The organism is Lysinibacillus sp. CTST325 (assembly GCF_054665055.1).
On the sequence record NZ_BAAFHO010000017.1, the window covers coordinates 47,278 to 72,826 of the forward strand.

General features: G+C 34.9%; 26 protein-coding genes and 1 pseudogene. 8 read left to right on the forward strand and 19 right to left on the reverse strand.

Annotated elements, in window-relative coordinates; translation table 11 throughout:
- Positions 1-24: 24 nt before the first annotated feature.
- From ACYQ73_RS24625 to ACYQ73_RS24635, 3 genes are all read right to left on the reverse strand, one after another.
- Complete coding sequence (locus tag ACYQ73_RS24625; RefSeq protein ID WP_460014861.1) at positions 25-288, reverse strand: CD3324 family protein; 264 nt, start codon at positions 286-288, stop codon at positions 25-27.
- Positions 289-580: 292 nt separating this feature from the next.
- On the reverse strand, positions 581-1,633 hold the full coding sequence (locus tag ACYQ73_RS24630; protein ID WP_460014862.1) for an AI-2E family transporter: 1,053 nt from the start codon (positions 1,631-1,633) through the stop codon (positions 581-583).
- 990 nt (positions 1,634-2,623) lie between these two features.
- Complete coding sequence (locus ACYQ73_RS24635; protein ID WP_460014863.1) at positions 2,624-4,024, reverse strand: amino acid permease; 1,401 nt, start codon at positions 4,022-4,024, stop codon at positions 2,624-2,626.
- 371 nt (positions 4,025-4,395) lie between these two features.
- Between ACYQ73_RS24635 and ACYQ73_RS24640 the strand changes: the two genes are divergently transcribed.
- Positions 4,396-5,148, forward strand: coding sequence for an IclR family transcriptional regulator (locus tag ACYQ73_RS24640; protein WP_460014864.1), 753 nt, complete (start codon positions 4,396-4,398; stop codon positions 5,146-5,148).
- A 132-nt stretch (positions 5,149-5,280) separates the two neighbouring features.
- On the forward strand, positions 5,281-6,216 hold the full coding sequence (locus tag ACYQ73_RS24645; RefSeq protein WP_460014865.1) for an aldo/keto reductase: 936 nt from the start codon (positions 5,281-5,283) through the stop codon (positions 6,214-6,216).
- 45 nt (positions 6,217-6,261) lie between these two features.
- On the opposite strand, the gene ACYQ73_RS24650 is transcribed toward ACYQ73_RS24645, so the two are convergent.
- The 5 genes from ACYQ73_RS24650 to ACYQ73_RS24670 all read right to left on the reverse strand — a co-directional run bounded on the left by ACYQ73_RS24650 (position 6,262) and on the right by ACYQ73_RS24670 (position 9,981).
- On the reverse strand, positions 6,262-6,870 hold the full coding sequence (locus ACYQ73_RS24650; RefSeq protein ID WP_460014866.1) for a flavin reductase family protein: 609 nt from the start codon (positions 6,868-6,870) through the stop codon (positions 6,262-6,264).
- A 14-nt stretch (positions 6,871-6,884) separates the two neighbouring features.
- A complete protein-coding gene (locus ACYQ73_RS24655; RefSeq protein ID WP_460014867.1) occupies positions 6,885-7,823 on the reverse strand; it encodes a ring-cleaving dioxygenase in 939 nt (312 codons plus the stop codon).
- A 241-nt stretch (positions 7,824-8,064) separates the two neighbouring features.
- Positions 8,065-8,658, reverse strand: coding sequence for an NADPH-dependent FMN reductase (locus ACYQ73_RS24660; protein ID WP_460014868.1), 594 nt, complete (start codon positions 8,656-8,658; stop codon positions 8,065-8,067).
- 425 nt (positions 8,659-9,083) lie between these two features.
- Positions 9,084-9,428: a YunG family protein gene (locus tag ACYQ73_RS24665; protein WP_460014869.1), complete on the reverse strand. Its 345-nt coding sequence runs from the start codon at positions 9,426-9,428 to the stop codon at positions 9,084-9,086.
- A 28-nt stretch (positions 9,429-9,456) separates the two neighbouring features.
- On the reverse strand, positions 9,457-9,981 hold the full coding sequence (locus tag ACYQ73_RS24670; RefSeq protein ID WP_460014870.1) for a GNAT family N-acetyltransferase: 525 nt from the start codon (positions 9,979-9,981) through the stop codon (positions 9,457-9,459).
- Positions 9,982-10,308: 327 nt separating this feature from the next.
- Between ACYQ73_RS24670 and ACYQ73_RS24675 the strand changes: the two genes are divergently transcribed.
- The 3 genes from ACYQ73_RS24675 to ACYQ73_RS24685 are packed head-to-tail and all read left to right on the forward strand — an operon-like array spanning position 10,309 to position 12,618.
- Positions 10,309-10,650: a PadR family transcriptional regulator gene (locus ACYQ73_RS24675; protein WP_460014871.1), complete on the forward strand. Its 342-nt coding sequence runs from the start codon at positions 10,309-10,311 to the stop codon at positions 10,648-10,650.
- Positions 10,647-11,144 carry a hypothetical protein gene (locus tag ACYQ73_RS24680; protein WP_460014872.1) on the forward strand — a complete coding sequence of 166 codons (498 nt, stop codon included), beginning with the start codon at positions 10,647-10,649 and terminating at the stop codon, positions 11,142-11,144. Before ACYQ73_RS24675 ends, ACYQ73_RS24680 begins: the two co-directional genes overlap by 4 nt.
- Before the next feature lie 7 nt (positions 11,145-11,151).
- Complete coding sequence (locus ACYQ73_RS24685; protein WP_460014873.1) at positions 11,152-12,618, forward strand: serine hydrolase domain-containing protein; 1,467 nt, start codon at positions 11,152-11,154, stop codon at positions 12,616-12,618.
- A 64-nt stretch (positions 12,619-12,682) separates the two neighbouring features.
- Here the strand turns inward: ACYQ73_RS24685 and ACYQ73_RS24690 are convergent, their stop codons facing one another.
- The 3 genes from ACYQ73_RS24690 to ACYQ73_RS24700 form a co-directional block, all read right to left on the reverse strand.
- Complete coding sequence (locus ACYQ73_RS24690; protein WP_460014874.1) at positions 12,683-13,249, reverse strand: cupin domain-containing protein; 567 nt, start codon at positions 13,247-13,249, stop codon at positions 12,683-12,685.
- A gap of 142 nt (positions 13,250-13,391) precedes the next feature.
- Positions 13,392-13,613, reverse strand: coding sequence for a helix-turn-helix domain-containing protein (locus ACYQ73_RS24695; RefSeq protein ID WP_370077277.1), 222 nt, complete (start codon positions 13,611-13,613; stop codon positions 13,392-13,394).
- Between the two features lie 12 nt (positions 13,614-13,625).
- Complete coding sequence (locus ACYQ73_RS24700) at positions 13,626-14,279, reverse strand: DUF2975 domain-containing protein (RefSeq protein WP_460014875.1); 654 nt, start codon at positions 14,277-14,279, stop codon at positions 13,626-13,628.
- Between the two features lie 322 nt (positions 14,280-14,601).
- Here ACYQ73_RS24700 and ACYQ73_RS24705 point away from each other — a divergent pair, with 322 nt between their 5' ends.
- Positions 14,602-15,441: a YitT family protein gene (locus ACYQ73_RS24705; RefSeq protein ID WP_460014876.1), complete on the forward strand. Its 840-nt coding sequence runs from the start codon at positions 14,602-14,604 to the stop codon at positions 15,439-15,441.
- A 379-nt stretch (positions 15,442-15,820) separates the two neighbouring features.
- Here ACYQ73_RS24705 and ACYQ73_RS24710 read toward each other — a convergent pair whose 3' ends face one another.
- The 4 genes and pseudogenes from ACYQ73_RS24710 to ACYQ73_RS24725 form a co-directional block, all read right to left on the reverse strand.
- Positions 15,821-16,729: a D-alanine--D-alanine ligase gene (locus ACYQ73_RS24710; RefSeq protein ID WP_460014877.1), complete on the reverse strand. Its 909-nt coding sequence runs from the start codon at positions 16,727-16,729 to the stop codon at positions 15,821-15,823.
- Between the two features lie 4 nt (positions 16,730-16,733).
- Positions 16,734-18,182 carry a MocR-like pyridoxine biosynthesis transcription factor PdxR gene (pdxR, locus tag ACYQ73_RS24715; RefSeq protein WP_460014878.1) on the reverse strand — a complete coding sequence of 483 codons (1,449 nt, stop codon included), beginning with the start codon at positions 18,180-18,182 and terminating at the stop codon, positions 16,734-16,736.
- 261 nt (positions 18,183-18,443) lie between these two features.
- Positions 18,444-18,899, reverse strand: a pseudogene (locus ACYQ73_RS24720) (GrpB family protein); the annotation flags it as partial.
- A gap of 72 nt (positions 18,900-18,971) precedes the next feature.
- Complete coding sequence (locus tag ACYQ73_RS24725; RefSeq protein ID WP_460014879.1) at positions 18,972-19,673, reverse strand: class I SAM-dependent methyltransferase; 702 nt, start codon at positions 19,671-19,673, stop codon at positions 18,972-18,974.
- Positions 19,674-19,991: 318 nt separating this feature from the next.
- Between ACYQ73_RS24725 and ACYQ73_RS24730 the strand changes: the two genes are divergently transcribed.
- On the forward strand, positions 19,992-20,768 hold the full coding sequence (locus ACYQ73_RS24730; RefSeq protein ID WP_460014880.1) for an ABC transporter ATP-binding protein: 777 nt from the start codon (positions 19,992-19,994) through the stop codon (positions 20,766-20,768).
- A 2-nt stretch (positions 20,769-20,770) separates the two neighbouring features.
- Complete coding sequence (locus ACYQ73_RS24735) at positions 20,771-22,405, forward strand: hypothetical protein (RefSeq protein ID WP_460014881.1); 1,635 nt, start codon at positions 20,771-20,773, stop codon at positions 22,403-22,405.
- Between the two features lie 23 nt (positions 22,406-22,428).
- On the opposite strand, the gene ACYQ73_RS24740 is transcribed toward ACYQ73_RS24735, so the two are convergent.
- From ACYQ73_RS24740 to ACYQ73_RS24755, 4 genes are all read right to left on the reverse strand, one after another.
- Positions 22,429-23,043, reverse strand: a complete 615-nt coding sequence (locus ACYQ73_RS24740; protein WP_460014882.1) for an ABC-2 transporter permease — start codon at positions 23,041-23,043, stop codon at positions 22,429-22,431.
- 110 nt (positions 23,044-23,153) lie between these two features.
- Entirely contained in the window at positions 23,154-23,531 is a 378-nt protein-coding gene (locus ACYQ73_RS24745; protein WP_370047444.1) for a GntR family transcriptional regulator, read from the reverse strand.
- A 362-nt stretch (positions 23,532-23,893) separates the two neighbouring features.
- Complete coding sequence (locus ACYQ73_RS24750) at positions 23,894-24,508, reverse strand: ABC-2 transporter permease (RefSeq protein ID WP_460014883.1); 615 nt, start codon at positions 24,506-24,508, stop codon at positions 23,894-23,896.
- Positions 24,509-24,512: 4 nt separating this feature from the next.
- Positions 24,513-25,370, reverse strand: coding sequence for an ABC transporter ATP-binding protein (locus ACYQ73_RS24755; protein ID WP_460014884.1), 858 nt, complete (start codon positions 25,368-25,370; stop codon positions 24,513-24,515).
- Positions 25,371-25,549: the final 179 nt, after the last annotated feature.

A 25,549-nucleotide genomic window follows, 5' to 3' on the forward strand; every position in this document is an offset into this window, starting at 1 on the left:
TATCAGCTGCTAGTGCTTTAAAAATTACTTCGTATATATTATTTTTTTAATCGTTTCTACTGCTAAATGATACTCCTTAGATAATTGTTCAATGGAAACTCCATGAGTAAATGCTTCTTTTATAGACTTATTCCTATCCTCAATATATTTCTTCGTGCCTGAACGGGCACCCCACTCTAAATAAGTGTTTTCTATTTTAGGTATATAAATCGTTTCACCTTGAACATATTTTTGGATTTCTAATAAAAGCTCTTTTGGTAAGATAGCTGAAGCCTTCTTATAAGCCATTTATGCCAACCCCTCATTTTTATTTTGAAATTAATAAAATAAGGTAGCAAAGCTAATTTTATAAGAAATACTTCAAGGCAAATATTGAAATTCACCCCATGCAAAGTATTGCCATATCAAAATTAGGCTTTGCATGGGCTGCTTCCGTATCTAGCAACTTAACATAATTACTCACTTCTCTCCCCCCTAACTTGTCAACATATTCATAGTTCATTTTAGCATATGTAAATATTTTCAATAACAAAAACAAAAAGGAATCATTACACACTCGATTCCTTTTTGAACGAAAAATTTATTCAATTGTTTTATCCTCTTGTATATCCATTGACTGTTGCTGTTCATCCTCTAAGGACGTAACTCCGAGAATATCGAGAAGGAACATGAATAATGGGATACCAATAATTAATCCCCATACACCAAGAAAATGCTCAGAGAAGAGAATGACCATGAATGTATAGAAGATTGGAAGATTTGTCTTAGCAGACATTAGCTTTGGATTTAAGAAGTATGCCTCCACTGCATGTAATACCATAACGATAACCAGGATATAGAAAATGTACATTGGACCACCGATACTGTATGCGATTATAGTTAGAGGAATCAACGACATGATGACCCCTGCAACTGGCACTAACCCCAGTATAAAGAGCATAATCCCCAGCGCAATTAAATGCGGGAAGCCCATAATGTATAATGCTATAACAGATAAAACACAGTTAACAGCGGCAATAATGAACTGCGCTTCAATAACTTTACCGAAAGAACGAATGAATATCTTTGAGAAATAATGTAGTTCATCGTAGAGATAGCTCATCTTACTATCCTTAAATTTTGCTGTAAATTCCGTAATACGTTTCTTCTCAAGTAAAATAAACAAGCTCAGAATTAGTGCAATGAATATATGCAAAATGATTTTGCCAATATTCGTAAGGTTTTTCAGCGTGAGGTCTACACCCTGCTCTAAATATTTTCCCAGTTCAATCTTGTCAAAGGTTGGAGCTAAATACCTTGCAATCTCATTATCATTTGGATTGAGACTAAAGCTAGCAATAAGATCAAAAAGCTGTGTAATTTGTTGAGTTACGATAGGCAAGTACTTGTAGATAATAGCAACAATACCTGCAACAAGTAAAAGATAGAGGGTAATTGTTACAGTCTTCTCGCCCATCCGTACGTACTTTCTAACCTCTTTTGTTGTCTTCGTGGTAAGTTGATTCATCAAGTACGTAATAATGAACGTGAGAAGAATTAGATTGATCATACTCCGCATCATATATAATGCAATAGCGATCCCAGCTAGGATTAAAAAACGTTTAAATCCATGGCTTCGAAAGAAATTACTCATGTATTCACTCCTTCTACAAAACGGCTTTGCGGCCTTTACTGCCTGGGTTTCGCTATCAAATGAACAAAAACAATTAATAAATTGATGTAAAACATTACGTATCATTCTTATGTAAATGCCCCCCTTCATTGGTTTATTATTTCCATTAATACTTAGAATAAGACTTAAATGCTTGCGCTTTATAAGTCTCTTAAGAAATTAATGCATCCAAGGAGCGAAAAGAATAGTATGCCTTATCAAATTAATAACAATATTTTTGAAAGCTGTATCAGCGTTATAAGCCTCAATTCTATTAGTCTATTATACCCCTTTGAACACCATCATATCCAATGTAAGTTCTTTTATAATGGTATTAAAATTATAATTTTTGTCTTTTGTTTCTGCTTTTCACCAAAATATTCACATGACTTTCAGGGGTACACATTTCACAGGCTCTAAGCCTCCCTCTGTTCCAAGTGCTTTCATCCCAAAATACTTTTGTAATCAAGAACAGATTTTGGTATTACTCCTCAGTTTCAGTATGATATTCTTATTAAAATTTTAAACTGAAAATAATAGAAAGTATGGCGTATTTGAAAGTTACAAACCTTAAAGGACATTCATCACCAGTTGCTCCTTATGTTATCAATTTGAACTAACAGGACCAAAGAATATCTGGACAAATTGGATGGAGAAAAACGGGACTACACCCGGAGAGCCATTAGCTCAACTGAAGTTGGAACCAGAAATAGGAGAAGAACCTTGAAAGCGCACATACGGAACTTCAAGATTTAAGATAATCTTTTTTGGATTGGGGAAATAAATACGGCACAAAAAAGCAAATAATAAACGACTTTCTTGGCGTTCACCTTTCATATGTGAAATTGAATCCTGGATATGTGAGGGAATTTAAACTTATAATATGTAAATATTTACAAGGATGTGCATCCAGATCTGATTTAATTTAGTTATAAAAACACCTCTTTAAAGCTAAAGAGGTGTTCATCTCATTTATAGATTTTCATTTTTAGAGCTTATTTTAGCATGCTTGTATCCATAGCCTATATAAATAACTAAACCTATCGCTAACCAAATTAAAAAGCGCACAATAGTAAATGGCGGCAGACTAAAAATTAATACAATACATCCTCCAACACCTACAGTTGCTACAAGCCATAGCGCAGGTACTTTAAATACACGTGGTTGATCTGGTCGTGTAAAGCGAAGAACAACAACACTAACTGTTGTTAAAGCAAAAGCAGTTAAACCGCCGATGTTAGCAAATTCCGCTAATTCTCCGATCGATAAAAAACCTGATAAGAGAATGCCTGTTACAACTACAATTAAAGTTGATAATACAGGTACTCCTGTTTTTTTATTTGTTTGTGCAATACGTTCTGGTAGAAGTCCATCTCGGCTCATTGCAAACAGCACGCGTGTCGCACTTGTTGTATTTGCAATCATCGTAGCAAGCAATCCAAAAATAACTGATACTGCAATGATAGCACCTCCCCATTGAATTCCAACAGATTCTAGTGCATATACAGTAGGATTTGGAACATCCAACTCAGGGGATGGTACAATACCTGTTAATACTAGTGCAACAATTGCATAAATAAGCGTTAGTATACTTAGACCACCAATTAAAGCTTTTGGTATTGTTTTTTGTGGATTTTTTACTTCCTCAAGAACTGTTGTTACACCATCAAATCCGGTAAAGGCAAAGAACACTAGTGCCGCTCCCGCCATTACACCTGACCAGCCAAACGGTGTAAACGGTGTCCAGTTTATAGGGTTAACGTGAAAAGCCCCAATAGCAAGGAATAAGATAATCGCGCCAACCTTTGCAGCTGTAAATAACATATTTGATCGACCCACATTTTTAATTCCACTCATTGAAATCCAAGCTACAATAAGCCAACCAGCCACAGCAGGTAGATTCACAATCCCACCATGAGCAATATCCTTTGTTAAAACTTCTGGCAAGTGAATTCCCACAGATTGTAAAAACGAATTGACGTAGCCACTCCAGCCAACTGCGACTGTACTAGAAATAACGATAAATTCCAATAATAAATCCCAACCGATTATCCAAGCAATCATTTCACCTAACGCAATATAAGAATAGGTGTAAGCACTCCCGGCAACAGGGGCCATCGCTGCGAATTCGACATAGGCTAATCCAACTGCTATTGTTACAAGGCCCCCTATTAAGAATGAAACAACAACACCGGGACCCGCATGTAGAGCAGCTGTAGTTCCTGGCAGTACAAAAATGCCAGCTCCTATTGTAGCCCCTAGTACATACAGTAATAATTGCAACGACCCTAGTTCACGCTTTAGTTTAAAACGTTCTACTTCAGTTATTTTATTGGCTTGCTCGATTGACTTCTTTCGTAAAAAATTCGCCATAATAACCACTCCACTTCCAACGAAAAAGGTAATAACTTTCATCATTTTTATGCATTTTTATCAATAATCAGTATATTAGCTATATTTTCGAATCGAGTCAACAATTAGATTAATATAGCAATTTATCTTTTACTTGCAACCGAGTTAATAGACGCACTCTTTTATATGAAACTTTGCCAATACTATTTTTCTGGGATTATGACATAGCTGCTTCACTTTTTTTCTTGTAAGAGCTCTTCCATGGTGAGACAGAAATAGAATAGAGTTTTCACCATCTATACTTATTTCTCCCGAAAACGTTCCAACCTAGTAAATCAATATTAAAGATGCTATTGTACAAGCTATAAATCTAGAAGTTAGGAGAGGGTAAAATGGATTCCTATGAAGTATCGACTTTAAAAAAGGGCCTTTTGATATTAGATGTATTACGTCAAAAGCATTCTCTTACATTAACTGAAATTATGGAAGAACTATCAATGAATAAGACATCCGTTTTTCGCATGCTTTATACGCTAGAAAAAATGAATTATGTTATTAAATATAATAAATATTATCAATTAAATCCGCATATCTTTAGGGATGAGCTCTTATATTGGCACAAAGATATCCAATGGACGTCTCTCGTGGCGCCATATCAATTAGCCCGCCAAGAAGAAATTACTACTTATATTGGTATTTTGGAAGATTGTGAGATGGTGATAAAAAATGTGATTAGGAAGCCTTTTGAACATCCTACTTATCAAGCAATCGATACTCGGACACCTATGCATTCAAGCGCACTAGGAAAAGTAGTATCAGCTCATCTTTCACCTGAAAAACAACGTGAAATATTAAATAGTATTGAACTAAACACATTTACAACAAAAACCTTCTATGATTATGGTCTATTGATTCCTCATTTACAGGTCATTAAAGCACAAGGATATGCTGTTGATCTTGAAGAAACGAATGTAGGTAAAATTTGTATTGCAGTTCCGATTTATGTGAATGAAGAAGTCATCGGTGCAATTGCTTTGCACGGTTCGACGAATCAAATTAAGAAAACGTCCATTCGGTCATTTGTCAAAAGATTAGAAGAGGCAAGTCAACAATTAACAGAAGAAATCAGTTACTTGTTAGCATAACTGAAAAATTCAATCAGTCTTCTAATTGCAATTAATACGCATTTGTTTCTATATATGAAACTATAACTATGTATGTTGGTAAAATATTTTTTTTACTCTATTCTGATTACAGAAAACAGAGGAGGTAGGAATATGAAATTTCATACATTAAAAAAAACAAATATTAAGATTTCCGAAATTGGTCTTGGGACAAATGCTGTAGGTGGCCATAACTTATATGAAAACTTAAATGAACAAAATGGGAAAGAGCTAGTCTCCGCTGCCCTTGACTTAGGGATAACTTTTTTCGATACAGCTGACATATATGGAAAAGGGCGTTCAGAAGAACTTGTTGGCGAAGTATTAAAAAAATATCCAAGGGAAGATTTTGTTTTAGCGACAAAGGGAGGTAGACATTGGTTTGAGGATGGCTCAGTAAAAACAAATAGTCATCCGCAATATTTACGAAGTGCACTTGAAAATAGCTTGAACCGACTACAAATGGACTATGTAGACCTCTACTATTTACACTTCCCAGATAACGCGACCCCTCTTGCTGAGTCGATTGGGGAATTATCACGCTTAAAAGAAGAAGGAAGAATCGGAGCAATAGGTATTTCAAACGTTACATTAGATCAACTTATGGAAGCTAATGTGCACAATGATATTTCAGTGTTACAATCTCCGTACAATATGTTAAACCGTTCAGCAGAGGAAGATTTATTGCCTTACTGTGTAAAAAATGATATTTCCTTTGTTCCATACGGTCCACTTGCATATGGTCTACTTGGTGGCAAGTATACAAAAGACTTTAAGTTAAGCACTGGAGACTGGCGAATTTCGGATCCTTTATTCCAAGGTGAATTATTTGAACAAACATTATTAAAAGTAGATGGATTAAAAGGAATTGCAGAGGAAAAACAAACGACATTACCTAATCTAGCGCTTGCTTGGTTATTAGCTCAAGATGGCATTGATGCAGTTATCCCAGGCGGAAAACATAAAAACCAAGTAGCTACCAATGTGAAAGCAACCGATATCTTATTAACCAGAGAAGATTTAGTGACTATAGAAAGAGTTTTAGCATAAAGTAAAAATGCGAAAATGTTGTTATATCAACATTTTCGCATTTTTTTATTGAGGACGTTCTAAAGCAAATATTTCTCCAATTTTTGCGTAATTCGAGCCAGCTAGTCTGCTAGCTGCTTTTAATTTCCTTGGGTCAATACGACCTTCATTATAAATGGTATCATCTATATGAAATTGTACAACCTGACCAATGAACAAATCACCCGTCTGTTCGTCGCCATTCATCAAAGGAATCGTCTGTACTAAACGACATTCCATCCGAACCTTCGCCTCTTGAATACCTGGTACAGATATAAGCTCACTATCAGTTAATGTAAATTGAGCTCTATCAATTTCACTTTCCGTTACAGGTAATGAAGCTGCCGTTTCATTCACCTGCTTAACATTATCCTCATCTACAATATGCACAACAAATTGTTGCTGATGATGAATATGTCGAGCGGTATCTTTTAAGCGCCCTTGTGGTCTTTGAACTGCTAGAGAAATCATCGGTGGATTTGATGACACAATATTAAAGAAACTAAAAGGTGCGCCATTGATGACTCCTTGCTCTGACTTCGTCGTAACAAAAGCAATTGGTCTCGGAATAATACTGCCAATTAATAATTTATAGTTTTCACGCTCAGTATTTTTTGTAGGATCAATCGAAATCAAACGACTCATCCTCCTTAATCAAGCACACGCACTTCAATTGGAATTAATGTTCTTTCTAATTGTTCACGGTGCTGTTCGTATTGAGCTGGTAACATTAATTGGCTACCCATTGTTTCAGGTGTCTCATCATGAGCGAATCCAGGTGGATCTGTCGCAATTTCAAATAAAATCTCACCAGGTTCACGGAAGTAAATCGCATTAAAATAATTACGATCTTTCACTTCGGTTACATGTTGTCCATGATTCATTACATACTCTTGCCATTCTAGATGATCCGCATTATCCTGGGCTCTCCAAGCAATATGATGAACTGTTCCGACTCCCATTTGACCACGCATACCAGGAACAACTTTTAAATCTACCGTATTGCCGATATCTGCGCTGGATTTATAACGAGTATACTCGCCTTTCGTTGCTACTTGTTCAAGCCCCATGACCTCAGTTAAGACCTTTGCTGTTTCTTCAGGGTGACTCGAATAAAGTGTTGCACCACCAAACCCTTTAATCGCAACATCAGGAGTTACTTCACCAAATGTCCATCCATTCAATTCACCTTCCGCACGTGCCACTAATTCAATATGAAGTCCGTGTGGATCATCCAATTGTATTACTTGTTCACCAAAGCGTTCAGTTTTTTGGAATGGAATAGCGAATTTTGCAAGTCGATTAATCCAAAAAGGTAGTGCCCCCTCTGGTACAACATAAGTAGTTACACCAACTTGGCCATCACCAATGCGGCCTTGATAAGCATCTGCCCATGGGAAGAATGTAATAATTGTCCCCGGTTTACCACCTTTGTTACCGAAGTAAAGGTGATATGTGCCTGGGTCATCGAAATTTACCGTTTGTTTAACTAAACGTAGGCCTAATACACCAGCATAAAAATCAATATTTTCTTGTGGATGCCCTACAATGGCTGTGATATGGTGAATACCCGCAGTATGTTTTTTCATGTTAACAGTCCCTTTCATGATAAATGTATTTCTCACCTATACTTTATCCAATAACGGTCTACCTCAATCTATCAATTATGCCTTGGCATAATTGCGTCCGGAATCGGCTTTGTGCTTAGGCCTGTATGAGGGCCGACACGATGTCGGTCATTTCGGTAATGCCGCAGGACTTGGCGTTCTTAGACTGAGTTCCTCTATTTCAGTGGGTGTTTGGACACCCGCTGAAATAAGTTAAACATGATTATCGAATTGTATATAAAGCTTTTGACCAAGGAATTAATTGATCTAACATTTGGTTAACAGAATCTGTTTGCACTTCTTTTGGTTTGAAATCAGTACCATTTTCAAAGTCTGTAAATAGTGACAATGCTGGATGTACACGGACATCTGCAATTAAAAGCTCACCCATAATACCACGCAAATGTTCAGCTGCACGTGCACCACCTACAGAACCATACGATACAATACCTGCAGCTTTGTTATTCCATTCTACACGTAAATAATCTAGTGCATTTTTTAGAGCACCTGTAATAGAGTGATTGTACTCTTGTACGATAAATACAAATCCATCTTGTTTTGCAACAATTTCTGACCAACCTTGAGCGCCTGAAGCATCTTGCCCTGGTTCACCTAGTAAAGGTAATTTGTAATCTGCGATATCAATAATTGTATAGTTTGCATCTCCTCGTTGATCTGCGATTTCTTTTACCCATTGTGCTACTTGTGGACTTACACGCCCTTCACGTGTTGATCCGATAATAATTCCGATATTTAATTCTGCCATTGTTTTTTCCTCCTCTTTTTTTGAAGCAAATAATTTATTTAAAAAACCCAATATGATTACCTCCTTATGATGAAAAGTAAAACTTTACTTTCTACATGGATTAAAAGGTTCGAATTCGTTTATCTTGAATATATTTATCTTGAATTCGAGATAATAATAACACGATGGTTTAATTTACGTCAACATGTTTGTTTAATATTTAAAAAAAGCAGAGATGTTATAGGGTTAACAACATCTCTGCTTAGCTTTTTAATTAATATGGCTCATCACTATAACGAATGGTTGATTTCCGTTCCGACTGGGCGCTTTGTTGTTGCTGTCGCTTCGCTTTCGCACAGTTAAAACATTTGTTGCTGTCGCTTCGCTTTCGCACAGTTAAAACACATCACATAGGTCATCCCCAACTTTTGGTGAGTAGCTTTTAAATTCAAAAATAAACAAAGGTGGATTTTCATCCGAAATAACACTTTCACTCCCTAGCTTTTTCTTAAATTCTCATAAACTAGTGATTTTAGATAGCTATATTGGATAACGTTTGTATCTTGAAAAGCCTCTTCCCTGTTTGAACGAACATCCTGATATTCGAGGTTGTACGGAAATTGTTCTTGTGTAAAATCCTTTCTGTCCCCATCGAGAATATTATAAAAATGCCAGCCTTCATCAAGCCACGTTTTATAAATTTCGCCCCCAAGGATATCGTTTACAACTAATGCAGTGACTCCGCATTGGCCTTTTGCAGGATTATCTAAAGTCCATTTTGAGCTAGATTGAATGGACCAGGATTTTTTTAAAGCTTTTAACAGATCATTTTCTGTATACATTCCTCAACACCCTTTTCTACCTATAGTTTTAATATGGTATGTCATCGATTTTAATAGGCGTTGTTCTACCTAAAATCCAATCCTCTTTGATTGCACCATAAACAATACTATCTGTTACAGTACCATCTGCATTTTCCCAAGCATTTCTTAAATAGCCCTCTTTTACAAAACCAGCTTGCGCAAAACATTTTCTCATACCCATATTATCAACTCGCGTATAACCTTCGATACGAATCTTACCTTTTTCTCCAAACAGGTAATCTTGTAACCAAAGGAGGGTTTTTACTCCATATCCTTTTCCTCTATAACGCGTATCTAAACGGATATCGAATAACGGGATCGTATCACTTATGTCATGAATGATAATAATCCCGACCTTTTCTTCATTATCAACTATCCAATGCGTTTCGCGATCGCTGTGATAGTATCCTTCTGTATATGCTTTTCGAACGGATTCCTCTTTTAAATTTTGATCGGTATGATAAATCCACTTGTTTTGAGTTAACAGTTCCACTAAATCTTCAATTTCATTTCCTAATAGTTTATATTCCATTTACATTATCCTCCAATGAATAATAATGAGCTTATCACCATACGTAGGGTTTAAATTCCGTTCCACTAGGCGCTTTCCCGGGAATACTCACTTAGAAAATAATATTATATACCCCCTACTGAACCCTAGATTCTACTAACCCTACTTTAACAAGTGCTGTTAGAATGCGCAAAAGGTATTGGCATAAATTTCACAATTCTTCTATAAGATTTAATGTGTAGGTCATCATGGAGTATAGGTGTTCGAATTTTCATCATTACCTCTCGAAAGTATTCACAACAAAAATATATACTTGAAAGAAGTATATATTTTTGTTAAATTTATCCTATGGATAGAACAAGTTTAATAAAAGGTCATTTAGAAATGTGTGTATTGTCTATATTGTCAAAGAAAAAAAGTTACGGCTATGAAATTATGAAGGAGTTAGAAAAATACAATTTAAAATTGAAAGGAGTAGGAAGTATTTATCCCATCTTGACTAAGCTAAAAGATCAAGAATGGGTTGATACTTACCGCGAAATGACAGAAAACGGGAAAGTCAGAGTTTATTATGAAATCAATGAAAAAGGAGAAGTTTATCTTCAAAGAAAAATCAATGAATGGTTAGAGTTGCAACAAGATATAAAATCTCTACTTCAAAGCGGTCTGAAAGGAGAACTTTTTGAATGAGTATGGAATTGAGTTTAGCAGAAAAACAATATTTAACCGAAGTTCTAGAAGAGTTAAAACAGTATCGTATCAGCTCAAAAGAAAGAAAGAATATAAAACAACAGCTTTTAGAGCATATTCAAGAATCTCGTGATAATGGAATTGATAGTATACATGATCTGGGAGATACTACGACATTTATTAAGGATTTTTTAGAGATTAAAGGTATAGATCTTCATTCGGAAATAAAACAAATGCGGAAAAGTCGACCTGGAATATCATTAGTTATTGGGTTTTGTACTTTTATTATTGCCTATCTTGCTTGTCAGCTAATACTATCGATGTTTTTGACAGATTCCTTTAATCCGCAAAAAACTATTGCAACATTCGATTATAATATTGTTTATCAGATTTCTGATGTCGCTTGGTGGAATTTCTTACTAATTTTAATCAGCATTTCCACTTCCTCTTTAATATCTATACTTGCAATAAAAATTTTCAGAGGAAATAGGTGAAACAACAATGAAAAAAAAACAAATATATAAAGCTATATTAGTTTGTTTATTATTAATTCCACTCTATCTATTTCAACCAGTCTCACAAACCTCTACAGATGCCGCAGAACAAGATGTTAAGAGTACTATAGATAAGTATGTTGAAAACTTTTTAGAAGAGCAGCAAATTCCAGGGGCATCTATTGCTATTGTTCATAAAAATGATATCTTTTATGCTAAATCGTGGGGCGTAACAGGAGAATCCGAAGAAAAGGTGACTGCTAAAACTCCATTTGTAGTCGGCTCTATTAGTAAATCACTAACAGGCTTAGCCATCATGAGATTGGTTGATGCAGGCATTATTCGATTAGATGATCCAGTTCAAAAGTATATGCCATGGTTTACCCTGAAAGACAAACAAGCCGCTTCTCAAATAACGATTAAACATTTACTTACGCAAACAAGTGGGATAAGCACTTATTCTGGCTTAGCTATATCAGACAAGGAATCTAAAGATTTAAGTGCTATAAAGGAAAATGTAGAAAGTTTATCGAATGTGAAGCTGACTGCTGCTCCTGGAGAAAAACATCAATATAGTAATGCTAACTTTTCTATTCTTGGAGCTCTCATCGAAGAGGTTACCAAACAACCATTTTCTGAATATATGGAGGAACAAGTTTTTTCTCCATTAGGGATGAAAAATGCAGCCGCTAATAGTAGCATGGCCTATGAAAAAGGATACTTATCTGGCTATCAATCATGGCTTGGTCACCCTGTCAAAAGCGCAGTCACATTTGATAATGGAGGGACACCCTATGGATATATAACGGCAAGTGCAACAGATATGGTGCAGTACATTAAACTACTTAGTCACCATGAGCATAACGATTTTTTAAGTAAAAATGCGATGAATCTTTATATATCGCCGTTTGTTCAAACTAGTAAATATCGATATTACGGCCTTGGTGTACGAATCTCATATCCAGAATCCAAAGAAGAAATGATATGGCATTCTGGTTCAAATCCTGACGCACGCTCCGAAGTATTTTATCTACCAGAAACCGATTGGGGCGGGGTAATTCTCACTAACAAAAGTCATATTTTAGAAGAAAAGTCACTTCTTCACTTAAAAGAAGGGATTATTAATATTTTGAATGGGAAAGAGCCCGTTGACGCACCTAAATATAAACCTACATTTCAAATCATAACAATGGCTATAGTATGTTTACTTTTCGTGATGTTTATCTATCTTCTATTAAAGGTTAAAACTACTAAAGGAAGAGTGTCGGGTATATTCGGTTTCATGCTTTTAGTTTTGGCCATTATCTCCATTCCGTTATTAAGCTATAATACAGGAACACCTTGGCACACTATTAGATATTTTGCTCCCGATATTGCATTTTTGGCCATAGCACTGGTTACCCTTTTAACATTGAATGGCTTATTATCTATATATATTTCATTTAAACGACGACAAAAAAGACAACTTCTCTAAGTAGGAGTTGTCTTTTGTAGTTATGCTTGTATTATCAAGGAAAAAGCTTCATATCTAAAATTGATTATTCATTCCCTTGACCGTAGCCTGCTTCCGAGGCCATAGCATCTGCTTTCGTAACATGTACCGTACCAAATGGATGGTTAGGAGGAGCGTATATTGAATAAAGCTTTAGTGGCACATTCCCTGTATTCGTGACGTTATGCCATGTTCCAGCAGGCACTACTACGGCATAATTTTCGTAGACCTTTCTTTCATAGTTTAAATTGTTTTTACTTGGGCCCATTTGAGCAAGTCCCTCACCCTGTTCAATATATAAAATTTGATCAACATTTGGGTGTATTTCCAAACCGATATTATCACCAACATTAATACTCATTAAAGTAATCTGTGAGTTCTTTCCCGTCCACAGAGTAGTACGATACGTATCGTTTTGCTTAGCTGCATCTTTAAGATTGATGACAAGTGGCTGAGGCCCATAATCTTTTAATACAATACTTCCACTATTGGAAAAACGAGAAGGTTCAGCACTGTTCGCATACCCTACCTGATAAGGAGGTGTCCAATAAACAAGCTGATCTCCATAGTTATACATAGGCATGTTGTTTCCGTAATAAGGAATGTAGTACATTTTCTCAATCCCCTCACACATTATAAGGTCATCCTATGCAACTTGTTCTAGAAATGTACTTATACGCATTTTACAACATACAAAATCTTAAATGACCTCAGTAAAATACTGAAGTCATTTAAGAAAAAACAATATAATTTTTTTACTCAAAGGTATCCTCATCCTCAGCATACTCTAAAATATCCCCTGGTTGACAATTCAATACTTTACAAATTGCATTTAACGTGGAAAAACGTATTGCCTTTACCTTCCCCGTTTTTAAATTCGATAAATTGACAATCGATATATCTACTGCTTCTGCAAGCTCACTTAATTGCATTTTTCTATCAGCTAATACACGATCCAATCTTACGATAATCGTCAATTTCTTCACTTCCTATACTGTTGCATCATACTCTTCTTGTAAAAAAGAGCCATATCTAAATATCCTACCAATTGTCCAAACTATAAAACTACATAGTAGTATGCTCCAATTTATATCAAAAAATCTAAAAGAAACGGATTGAATCCATTCAATATTGTCTAATTCATTATTGTTTAAAAACATATGTACTACCGTTGAAACTAAGTATGCTTGAACCATATTACTTAAAAAACTTAAAATTAATAAACTATATGCTACTAGCTCTATTCTTTTACTATTTCTAAGAGTAAATACATCCCCAACAATGACGGATTTAACAAACTTCCATAATAAAATAAAAATTGACATAACAATCAACGTAAAGATCATCGAGAGTAAAATTAATACGATTGTTTCACTTTTATCATAAACAAAATTACTCATTATATCTTTATTTAAAAAAACAGTTATTCCATTAAATTCAAAAGAAATGTCAATGTTAGAATCTAAAACTAGTTTACTAATCTTCTCACCAGAGACTGTTAAAGCTACAACAAATAAACCAAAAAGCAATAAGATACATGATGATATAATAACTATAGTAGCTATTAATAATACATTTAATATTCTTAAACTCATTTTAATATTGCGAATTGCTAACGATTGATTCATAACTTCTTCTAACACCCCTTATTGTTTGTTTTTTAAAGATATTCCTTCCCGAATTATTTCACACCCTCGTTTTTGAAGATTACTTTTTCAATAACTTTAACTTCAAACTTTAAGTTTCGGATATAGTATATATTATAAGCTGATTTCAGCGTGATTCCACATTATGATTAATAGCAGTTTCATGAACTATTTTTTCAGTTCGACTTTTTCTCTAATAAAGGACATACTAACAAGTATAGATTTATCATAAACGAACATTCCAAAAAGTATATAAAATGTCTGGGACTTGATATAGTATGTATTTAGGAAAAAATCAATTTGTTTTGGTGGTGTATATATGAAGAAGTTCATTATGGATTTTTTAATGATTACGATCGGGGCGCTGCTTTTTGCACTGGCTGTAAACTTATTTGTTATACCTAATGATTTAGGTGAAGGTGGTGTAACAGGTTTAACAATCATCGCCTATTATTTGTTTGGATGGTCGCCAAGTATTGTAAGCTTTTTACTAAACGCGGCTTTATTAGTAGTTGGCTATAAATTTTTAAGTAGGCAAACGACTATTTATACGATTATTGCAGTATCCCTCCATTCACTGTTTTTACATTTAACAGAATCGTGGTCGATTTCTTCAAATGAAATTATTGTGAATGCTGTTTTTGGCGGGGTGTTTGCTGGAGTTGGTATAGGCTTAATTATAAGAGTTGGTGGAACAACAGCAGGTTCAACAATCTTAGCTAGAATGACGAACAAATATTTAGGCTGGAGTATTAGTTACGGTTTATTATTTTTTGATTTAATAGTTGCTTTTTCATCTTACTTTATTATCGGGGCAGAAGCATTAATGCTTACTGTCATTATGCTTTATGTCGGAACAAAGGTGATGGAGTTTGTTATTGAAGGTGTAAATCCGAAAAAGGCAGTTACGATTATTTCGAAAAAGCCAGAAGAGATTGCCAGTCATGTGAATGGTTTTATGAATCGAGGCGTGACAGTTCTATCAGGCCATGGCTATTACACGAAGGAACAAAAAGAGATTCTGTATATTGTTATTAGTAAACAGGAAGTTGTAAAGCTAAAGAAAATCGTTAAAGAAATAGACAAGGATGCTTTTATTGCTATTCATGATGTACGAGATGTTTTTGGACATGGATTTATTGAATTATCTAAGGCTTAATTAAGAAACTGAGAAAACACCTTTTGTTGAAAACGGGGATTATCCCTTTAAAAATCAACATAGAGGTGTTTTTCTATTGAACAGTCTTTCAATCATCATAACGTATGGTTGATTTCCGTTCCGGCTGGGCGCTTTGCCGCTGACGCTTCGCTTTCGCACAGAGCAGAGCTTCCTGCGGGCGTCCGATGAGCCACTTCGCTTCGTTGCAGGGTATCGGGCCAACATGAAGTTGGTCACGAAGGCGTTATCACAGGACGTGATGGTTTTAGCCTTCGTTCCTCTATCGCTGATCCCCAAGGAGTCGCCCAGCCTCCACTCCAATCAACTTATATATAGTATACGTTTTACAAATGCATCTAAAATTTCTGCGATGAAGCCTCTATTCCTCAACCTGTAAGGAAATTTCAATAATCCTATCTAAAAGTTGCGAATAAGTAATTCCTGCTGAGAGTGCACTTTTTGGGAGTAAGCTGTTTTTTGTCATTCCTGGCAATGTGTTAACCTCCATGACATATGGGATTCCATCCTGGATCATCATATCGATTCTGGCATAAACACTACATTTTAATGCGCTATAGCAGGCTTTTGCGGCTTCAGCAACACGTTCATGTATAGCAGGTGGAAGTTCTACAACTTCCTCTATCGTAGCGGCATCCTCATATTTCGCTTTATAGTCAAAGAACTGCGCTGTATGGCGAATCGAAATAATCGGTAATAGCTCCCCATCTAAAATGGAGCATGTTATTTCTTCACCCTCTATATATTTTTCAATAATGATTTCATCATCCCATTTGAATACTTCCTCAACCGAAGTGAGTAAAGAATTTTTATCATCAACTATTTTTACCCCTACACTGGAGCCACCCGAATTAGGTTTAACTACTAACGGATACCCCATTTTGTCTAATTCATCGAACTGAAGCTCCTCGATATTCGAAAGATGGAGCCAATCCGGTGTTTCAATGCCTTCATAACGCAGAATTTTTTTCGAAATGTTTTTATCCATACACATACTGCTTGAAAGTATTCCACTACCCGTATATTTAACGCCCATAGCCTCTAGTACACCTTGAATCGTGCCATCCTCTCCAAATTTGCCATGTAGTGCTAATAAAGCAATATCGATATTTCTCACCTTTTCAATAAGCTCTGACGTGTTATTTTCATTTAGTTTAATAGCTACCACTCCGTATTTACTCTTATCTAAATGAGCAATCATTTCTTCCCCTGTCATGATAGAGACCTGCTTTTCAGAGGAAACGCCACCCATAATAACGCCAACTTTCATATGTTCAACTCCCTATTTCATTTTTCAAAGTATCACCAATAATCTTAATACCACGCACAATATCCTCTTCTTTGAGCCGAGAAAATCCTAATCGAAAGGTGTTGCTACCTTCGCCATTGCTGTAAAAAACATCTCCAGGATAAAAAACAACTCCCCTTTGATAGCACTTCTTCAATAGTGTACGAGCATCTATTCTTACTTCTAGCTCAATAAAGAGATGAAGTCCACCATCTCCTGTCATTCTTTTAAAAGGAATGTACTGCTGGCAGGCTTGACGGGCTAATTCATATTTTTTCTTATATACGAACTTAGCCTTTTTTAAATATTTTTCAAAATAACCATCCTGTAAATATTGATAAAGCACAGCCTGATCTAATGTCGATGTATGAATTGTTCGTGCTCTTTTCATACTTTCCAGACAGTGGATGAGTTCCTTATCAGCTAATATCCACCCGACTCGTAAGCCTGGAAAAAGAATTTTAGAAAAGCTACTAATATAAATAACATTGTTGCCCTCACCGATAAAAGTCATTAGCGGTGCTAAATGCGAACCTGAATAACGTAATTCCTCATTAAAGCCATCCTCCACAACCGGAATTTGATATTGCGAAAAAAGCCTAATTATTTCAGCTCTTTTTTCAGAGGATGTCACAATACCGGTCGGATTATGATAGGACGGGATTAAGTAGGCGAAATCAAATTCATTTTCCGATAAGCTTTTCTTAACTTGTTCAATATCGATACCGTCATCTTTCATATCGATTCCGTGTATGTCAAATCCGTGTAAGCGAAAAAGCTTTAATGCCGCATGGTGAGTAGGATTTTCGCAAATAACACGTCCGGATTTTTTCGCTAAGGAAGATAATAAAATATCCAATCCCTCGGTAAAGCCATTCGTAATTAAAATATCTTTATTGGAAATATCTACACCCTTCATTTCCATATAGTGAAGAAGGTACTCGATTAAAGGTTTATAGCCCTTTGCATACCCGTAATTCAAAACGATATCTCCTTCAAGGGACATCCGAGTCAGAAAAGCCCTTTTAAAATTTTCAACATCAAAAAGCTTTTCATCGGGAGAAACACTATTGAAGGAAATCATCCCTTTTTCCCAGTGAATGTCTTGCTTCATTAAATCTAATTCATCAGCTAACAAAGTAACGTTATTCAGCCTCTCCTTCCAATTAAATTCGACAGATGAAGCTTTCAACGTTTCGACTTTCCCTACAAAATTCCCTTTTCCTTTCACTGCATAAATCATGCCCTCTTGCTCTAAATCTGCATATGCATTCAGTACCGTATTTCTACTGATTGATAATAATTTACTAAGTTCACGGGTAGATGGAAGCTTTTGATGCTCCAGTAAGTGTCCCTTCACAATCTTTTCTTTCAAATAATCTTTTAATTGAATATAAACCGGACGATCATCGATAAGCTTAAAATCATTAAACACTGCCTTGACCCCCTTGCTTTATTTTTGCATAACTGTATCCGACTCAAAAGGTCCACAGTATAGGGATTTTCCCTTCCTTGTGGTATGGTCTCTAGCCCGCAAAAAATGCAATCCTTCAAAATGAAGAATTGCACCTATTATAGGCTAATTATAATTGAGGATAAAAATACATTTTGAAGTCCTTTCTATCAGCTCGTTCTTTAAGCAATCAATCATAATTATTTCCCGGGAATAATTGAAAGGACCTAATCTCAAAGCCTTTTATTCACACATCTTAGCTTTTTGAATAATCATTTGGATAAACGGCTCTTTTTCCTTTGTATATGTCGATCGATCGAATTGATATTTAGACGCTAATCGTTTTTTTAATACCGCATATTCATTTGCTGATTGAGGATTTGATCTTAGATAATCACGGAAAAGTAATTTTTCAGTCCATTCATTACCGTTATATTTACAAATATGTAAATGGATTGTTCCCTGCCCCCACAATCCCTTTCTAAAAAATCTTCTATCCTTAAACTGTAGTTTCGGTACATATTCATAGTCAATTTTACTTAAAGCGTCTATGAAACTCGGCACTTCATCTAAACTCCGAACACCAACAAGAATATCAATAATCGGTTTCGCTTTTAGTCCCTTTATCGATGTACTTCCAATATGCTCAATACGAACAGCACTTTCACCTAAAGCTTTTCCAATTTCGTTTTGTTCAACTGCATATTGTTGCTCCTAATGGGGACTATATTCGGAAAGTTGAACTTTTAATTTTCGCACAAGCATACCTCCTCATGGATTCTTTTTAAATAACCCTACTAAAAATCCTTCTAGACCGAAATATGGATCTTCATCAGATAAAGCTATCATTTTCCGTATTTCAATTTCTTCTAATGATTGAAATATTTCTTTTAGTTGATTTTTGGTATACCCTAATCCACCTTCTAAGCTACGTTTTATATATACTTCTTCATCTGAGATGGCTGAACCACCATATGCACCTTGTTCCTCAAATGAGCATAAAGCGAAGTAACCATTAGGCTTTAATAATTTATGAATCAATTCAATATACGTCACACGACGATGAGGTGCTATATGATGAAAACAACCTGAATCATAAATAAAATCAAAGCTCTCTTCTTGTAGATTCAGTTCAAAAATATTAGCGCAAATGAAATCTACATTTACGTCTGCTTCATCAACCCTTTTTTGTGCCCATTGCAATGCATGATCCGATAAGTCGACACCAACAACTGAACAGCCTTGTTTTGCTAAGTAAATGGCATTTCGTCCAGCGCCACAACCTAACTCTAAAACCCTATTTGGCTGAATGACCTTTTTTTCAAAATAACTTACTAGATTTTCATCAGGTTTATTAACAAAAAAAGGTACCTTTTTAAATGTTTGATCATAAAATCCATCCCAAAATCCCTGCGGTGCACGTAATAAATTATCTAATACAACTAGCAATTGTTCATTTGATTTGATTTGCATTTTACGCCTCCTGTTTGCGCTTTTTTTTTCAAAAAACAAAATATTCTATCCCTTAATTATAAAGTAAAGTTAGGAAATACTGGAAATGAACCGACCACAATTCAAAAAGGGATATTTCCACATTTTTAAATGTTATATTATATTAATGGATATTTTCTCTAAATCAATTACACTTAACATAAGATAAAATGAAGCTTTAATCGGAGGGGTTTTCTTCATCCTCCACCGATTATTAGTCTTCACCAATCGGGCTTTTACAGGCGGTACCAGATAAATCACTGCTGTTAATGTAGGATTAACACAGAAAGGAGCTGCAACATGGAAGAAATCTTGACGATTACGAATTTGACGAAGAGTTATGGTAGTAAGGAAATATTAAAAGGAATCGACTTGCACGTCTCTCGAGGAGAAATAATTGGTTATATTGGTCCGAACGGTGCAGGCAAAAGTACCACTGTCAAAATCATTTTGGGGATCGAAGGCGATTACGGTGGAGAAATTAAGCTTTTCGGAGAGAATATCGGAAAAGACAGCATTGAATATAGACGACGAATTGGCTATGTACCAGAAATAGCAGATGTTTATGATAATTTAACTGGTTACGAGTATTTAACCTTCATCGGACAGCTTTATGGCCTTGAATTAGAAGTTGTTGCGGATAAATCAAAATCCTTAATGGAATTGTTTGGTGTTGGTGAAGCGTATCATTCAAGGATATCATCTTATTCAAAAGGGATGCGGCAAAAGCTATTAATTATCGCTAGCCTAATACATAATCCCGATTTGTTATTTTTAGATGAACCGATTAATGGATTAGATGCGAATAGTGTAATGATTTTTAAAGAGATTTTGATTCAACTGGCTGCCCAAGGAAAAACAATATTTTATTCCTCTCATATTATGGATGTTGTCGAAAAAATCAGTAGTCGTATCATCCTGCTGAATGATGGGAGAATCGCTGCCGATGGGACATTTGCTCAACTACAGGCAGACAATACCGAAGGAACTCTGGAAAAGATTTTCAACCAATTGACAGGCTTCCATGATCATCAGGAAATTGGTGAGAAATTCGTTTCTATTGTGCAAGAGGTATGATCATGAAAGATTTTAAAACTTTACAACTGCTTGATAAGATTCAATTTGTTTTTGTAAAAATGGGCATCGATTACGAGATCATGAGAAAAATCCTCCATATTAAACTAACAATGGATGAGCGTAAAGTACCGACAATATTTAACCAATCATCAAATAAAAACAAGCAAGAGCAAAAAAATGGCTACATCAAATCTTTATGGATTTATGTTTTAATGGGACTTATGTTAGTTCCTTTTATGGCATTTGGCCAAAACTATCTTTTCCAGATGAGTATTGCTTATGCAATGATTATTTTTATCATCATGACAACATTGATTTCTGATTTTTCTTCGGTACTTTTAGATGTACGGGACAGAAGTATCTTATCAACCAAGCCTATCTCTGCTAAAACGATCAATGCGGCCAAGTTTATGCATATTTTCATTTACTTGACGTATTTAACTATTGCATTCACTGCCATTCCCCTTATGGTGGGCCTATATAATCAAGGAATAGTATTCTTTATTTTAACTGTGCTCTTACTAGTTTTAATTAATATTTTTATTGTTGTTTTAACCGCTATTTTATATATTGCTATTTTAAGATTCTTTGATGGAGAAAAGCTGAAAGACATCATCAATTATGTACAAATCGGCTTATCATTAATGTTGATGATTGGCTATCAAGTTCTTATTAGATCCTTTGAATTCGTTAATTTTGATATGGTGGTAGTGTTTCATTGGTGGAGTATTTTTCTAATCCCTATGTGGTTTGCCGCTCCTTATGAGCTACTGCTAAACGGTAACAACTCTTTATTTACAGTGGTGTTCAGTATATTTGCTGTTGTCATGCCAATCATCTCGATATGGCTATACCTAAAGCTGATTCCAACCTTTGAACGTAATCTGCAAAAACTATTAAACACAAGCAAATCGAAAAAAGAGAAGAACAATCGACTTAAGACCCTTTTGTTAACAATCATTTGTAGAACTAATGAAGAAAGAACTTTCTACCGCTTTGCTTCCCTTATGATGAAACAGGAGCGAGAGTTTAAACTGAAAGTATATCCATCTTTAGGATTTTCTTTTGTCATTCCGTTTATTTTTATGTTTTCTTTTTCAAGGTACGAAGGTGTTGATTATGCCGTTAGCATGGGCTATTTAAATATTTATTTCAGCATGCTAATTATTCCTTCAGCTGTACTTATGCTTGGACATTCAGGAAAATATAAAGCAGCTTGGATCTATAAAGTCTTTCCAATCAAAGATTATACAAACTTGAAAAAAGGTAGCTTAAAAGCATTTTTGATTAAGTTGTATATTCCATTGTATATTTTTCTAAGCATCATTTTCTGCTTCATTTATGGTACGAGAATTATCCCAGATTTATTAATTGTTTTAGTAACAAGCTGCATGTACACTGTCATTTGCTATGTCGGCATGGGAAGCAAGATTCCTTTCACAAAGCCCTATAATGAAGTTGGCGATGCTCAGAGCTGGAAAACTCTTATATTGCTTATCCCATTAGGTGCTCTGGCGGGTCTACATTACTTCCTGTCAACTCATATTTCTTATGGGGCAATCATTTACTTGCTCGTGCTTATCATCACAAATTTCGCTCTGTGGAAGCTTGCTTTTAAACGTACGAAAACGGCCTGAGCCTGAGCTCAAGCCGTTTTATTTTAAAAAGCTTTTCTCTCATATATACGAATAGATAGTAGCCATGACCCAATATATAAAATAATAACCGTAATGCTAGCTACAAAATACATTTGCGTTTCTTGTAAAGTCATGAACTTTCGTGTTAATTCTCTTAATATATCATTTATAGGGACTAATAAATTAATTGTTAACATATAGATACCAAATAGAACACCTGAAGCAATCGCTAAATATTGCGTTTTAAATTTATAGGAGATTGGAAACATGATTGATATAGCGACCATAACTAGACCAATAATAAGCAACATTTCTTTCCATATAAACAAACCCTCTTTTCCATTTATGAGGAAATCCCCCACATAAATCATGAAAACAAATATTGTTGTAAATATCAGTGAACCTATATATTTTGAACTGACAATTTCCTTTCGCGTATATGGCAGCGAATTGAGCAGAATATTAGCGTTGTCTTTTTCATCGTAAGAGAAAGCATTTAGTATAAATATTACACTATAAAGAAATCCCAAAAATATTAGGGAGGATATGCCTGCCAATAAGTAGATTATTATAGTAGCAATGTAAAATAAAATTAATTTCTTTTGTATTAAAACATCCTTAAGTATAAGGTTAATCATCCAATTACCATCCTTTTTTCGTATAATACATACTATCTTTGAGCGTTGGCCTCTTCACAATAACCGCATCTCTAAATATATTCACCACACGAACTTAGCAGCTGTCTCCTTCACTCATCTTCTGAATACAATAGTGTGAGCATTTCTTTGAGCTCTGCTAAGCCAATGTTCATTTCTTTAGCATTTTGAATGGCAATCAATAGATTTTCTTCGATTACCTTTACTTTTCTTTCTCTCATCATTTCCTTATTTTGTTCTGAGATGAACGAACCTTTCCCCACAATAGAATAAATGAATCCGTTTTTCTCTAGCTCTTCATAAGCGCGTTTTGTTGTAATAACGCTAATTTCTAAATCCTTTGCAAGCTGTCGCATAGACGGCAATGACTGCCCCTCTTGTAATTCACCTGATAAAATTAGCTTTTTGATTTGAGTATAAATTTGCTCATAAATCGGTTCTTTTGAGCTGTTTGAAATAATAATTTGCATGCAAATACCTCTTCTTTATTTTTATGTAATCAGCACAGAAGACGTTGGTTATTCCGTTAGCATGAGCAATTTTTATTTTCAGCATGCTAATTATTCGTCAGTTGTACTTATTTTTGGACATTCAGGGAAATATAAAGCAATTTAGATTTATAATGTCTTTCCACATAAAGATTACATTGTCGATTGTTTAGAGTATAGTTTTCTGCCTCACGAAAATTACCTCAGGTTTATTGAAAATGTTAACATTTGTTACATCGGCATCGGAAGCAAAGGTCGGCGATACTTAGATTTTGTTATATGGACATTGTTTAAGCGAACTTAAACAGCTTGAGCCTACATCCACGGGCTCAAGCTGTTTTATTTCAAAAAACTTTTCTCGTATATATACGAATAGATAGTAGCCACGATCCAACATATAAAATAATGATTGTAAGGATAGCTACAAAATACATTTGAGTTTCTTGTAAAGTCAGGAACTTTTGTATCAGTTCTTTTAATGTATCCTTAAGAGTAGGAGATAAATAATTAACGATTACCATATATATACCAAATAAAGTACCTACAGCAATCATTAAAGATTGTGTTTTAAATTTATAACAGATTGGAAGTATGAATGATATAGCAACCATAACAAGACCTATAATTAACAATATATCTTTCCATAAAAACAATACCTCTTTTCCGTTTAAGAAGAAATTACCTAAATAAGTAATGAATATAATTAGTGATGTATATATCAATGAACCTATATATTTCGAACTAACAATTTCCTTTCTCGTATATGGTAGCGAATTAAGCAAAATATTAGCGTTATCTTTTTCATCATAAGAAAAGGACATAGTGATAAAAGCCATACTATATAAGAATCCTATACTCACTAGAGACACATCTATTAATAAATAAAGTATGATAGTAGCAATGTATAATAAAATCACTTTCTTTTGTATTAAAACATCCTTAAGTATTAGATTAACCATCCCATTACCATCCTTTTTTCGTATAGTACATAATATCTTCAAGCGTTGGTTTTTCCACAATGACAGAATCCCCAAATATGTTCGCCACACGATTTTTATCCGCTGTTAATGCCTCAAAGCCTGTGTTCGATCTTCGAATTGCGACAAACTCTCGTTCTGTTTCCTGATCCAATAAATTCAATGTCCCTTTGACAATGGCATATTCCTCTTCAATCTTATAAAATTCCTTTGTGAATATATGTTCACCGTTATGAACAAAGGTAATATAGTCCGCAATTCGGTCTAAATCTGTTGTTATATGTGTCGAGAAGAAAATCGTTTTATCTTCATCTTGCATTAATTCATGTAGAATATTTAGTAGCTCTCTACGAAATATCGGATCGAGCCCGGCAGTCGGCTCATCCATAATAATTAATTCTGCATGATGAGCTAGAGCTATGGCTAACGAAGCTTTCATCTTCATTCCCTTTGAAAAGGTCTTCATATTTTTATTCAGTGGTAGTTCGAACTGAGTAACATAACGATGAAAAGCGTCATCATCCCAGTTTTTATAGGCTGGTTTAATAATCCTTTTCATATCCTTTAACGTTACATATTCATAAAAGACATTTTCATCATAGACAAAGCCAATACGTTCCTTTATTTCTTTTTCATGCTTCTTATAATCCATGCCAAACACTGAAACAGTACCACTATCCTGCTTTAGCAAGTTCATAATCAATTTGATTGTTGTAGATTTCCCTGCACCATTTCCCCCGATAAATCCAGTTACAAAACCCTTTTTTACATTAATAGAGAAATCCTTTATCTGAAATCCCTTAAAAGATTTATGAACATGCTGTAATTCAATGACATTTTCCATCTTTCACCCTCCGTATGCAATAATGTAAGCATTTCCTTGAGCTCTTTAAGGCAAATACCCCTTTTCGATATAATGTATATATACTTTATATACAATATATACATAACAGACGTATTTTGCAAGTAATAAATTATTATTGAAAACAATAAAAACGAAAACATGAGATTGTTACATCACAA

Coding starts and splice junctions, on each gene's coding strand:
- ACYQ73_RS24735 (WP_460014881.1), top strand. CDS start 20,771: ATGAAAGATTTTAAAACTTTACAACTGCTTGATAAGATTCAATTTGTT.
- ACYQ73_RS24740 (WP_460014882.1), bottom strand. CDS start 23,043: ATGATTAACCTTATACTTAAGGATGTTTTAATACAAAAGAAATTAATT.
- ACYQ73_RS24630 (WP_460014862.1), bottom strand. CDS start 1,633: ATGAGTAATTTCTTTCGAAGCCATGGATTTAAACGTTTTTTAATCCTA.
- ACYQ73_RS24635 (WP_460014863.1), bottom strand. CDS start 4,024: ATGGCGAATTTTTTACGAAAGAAGTCAATCGAGCAAGCCAATAAAATA.
- ACYQ73_RS24645 (WP_460014865.1), top strand. CDS start 5,281: ATGAAATTTCATACATTAAAAAAAACAAATATTAAGATTTCCGAAATT.
- ACYQ73_RS24670 (WP_460014870.1), bottom strand. CDS start 9,981: ATGGAATATAAACTATTAGGAAATGAAATTGAAGATTTAGTGGAACTG.
- ACYQ73_RS24705 (WP_460014876.1), top strand. CDS start 14,602: ATGAAGAAGTTCATTATGGATTTTTTAATGATTACGATCGGGGCGCTG.
- ACYQ73_RS24745 (WP_370047444.1), bottom strand. CDS start 23,531: ATGCAAATTATTATTTCAAACAGCTCAAAAGAACCGATTTATGAGCAA.
- ACYQ73_RS24675 (WP_460014871.1), top strand. CDS start 10,309: ATGGATAGAACAAGTTTAATAAAAGGTCATTTAGAAATGTGTGTATTG.
- ACYQ73_RS24665 (WP_460014869.1), bottom strand. CDS start 9,428: ATGTATACAGAAAATGATCTGTTAAAAGCTTTAAAAAAATCCTGGTCC.
- ACYQ73_RS24710 (WP_460014877.1), bottom strand. CDS start 16,729: ATGAAAGTTGGCGTTATTATGGGTGGCGTTTCCTCTGAAAAGCAGGTC.
- ACYQ73_RS24725 (WP_460014879.1), bottom strand. CDS start 19,673: ATGCAAATCAAATCAAATGAACAATTGCTAGTTGTATTAGATAATTTA.
- ACYQ73_RS24680 (WP_460014872.1), top strand. CDS start 10,647: ATGAGTATGGAATTGAGTTTAGCAGAAAAACAATATTTAACCGAAGTT.
- ACYQ73_RS24690 (WP_460014874.1), bottom strand. CDS start 13,249: ATGTACTACATTCCTTATTACGGAAACAACATGCCTATGTATAACTAT.
- ACYQ73_RS24755 (WP_460014884.1), bottom strand. CDS start 25,370: ATGGAAAATGTCATTGAATTACAGCATGTTCATAAATCTTTTAAGGGA.
- ACYQ73_RS24640 (WP_460014864.1), top strand. CDS start 4,396: ATGGATTCCTATGAAGTATCGACTTTAAAAAAGGGCCTTTTGATATTA.
- ACYQ73_RS24730 (WP_460014880.1), top strand. CDS start 19,992: ATGGAAGAAATCTTGACGATTACGAATTTGACGAAGAGTTATGGTAGT.
- ACYQ73_RS24655 (WP_460014867.1), bottom strand. CDS start 7,823: ATGAAAAAACATACTGCGGGTATTCACCATATCACAGCCATTGTAGGG.
- ACYQ73_RS24750 (WP_460014883.1), bottom strand. CDS start 24,508: ATGGTTAATCTAATACTTAAGGATGTTTTAATACAAAAGAAAGTGATT.
- ACYQ73_RS24685 (WP_460014873.1), top strand. CDS start 11,152: ATGAAAAAAAAACAAATATATAAAGCTATATTAGTTTGTTTATTATTA.
- ACYQ73_RS24625 (WP_460014861.1), bottom strand. CDS start 288: ATGGCTTATAAGAAGGCTTCAGCTATCTTACCAAAAGAGCTTTTATTA.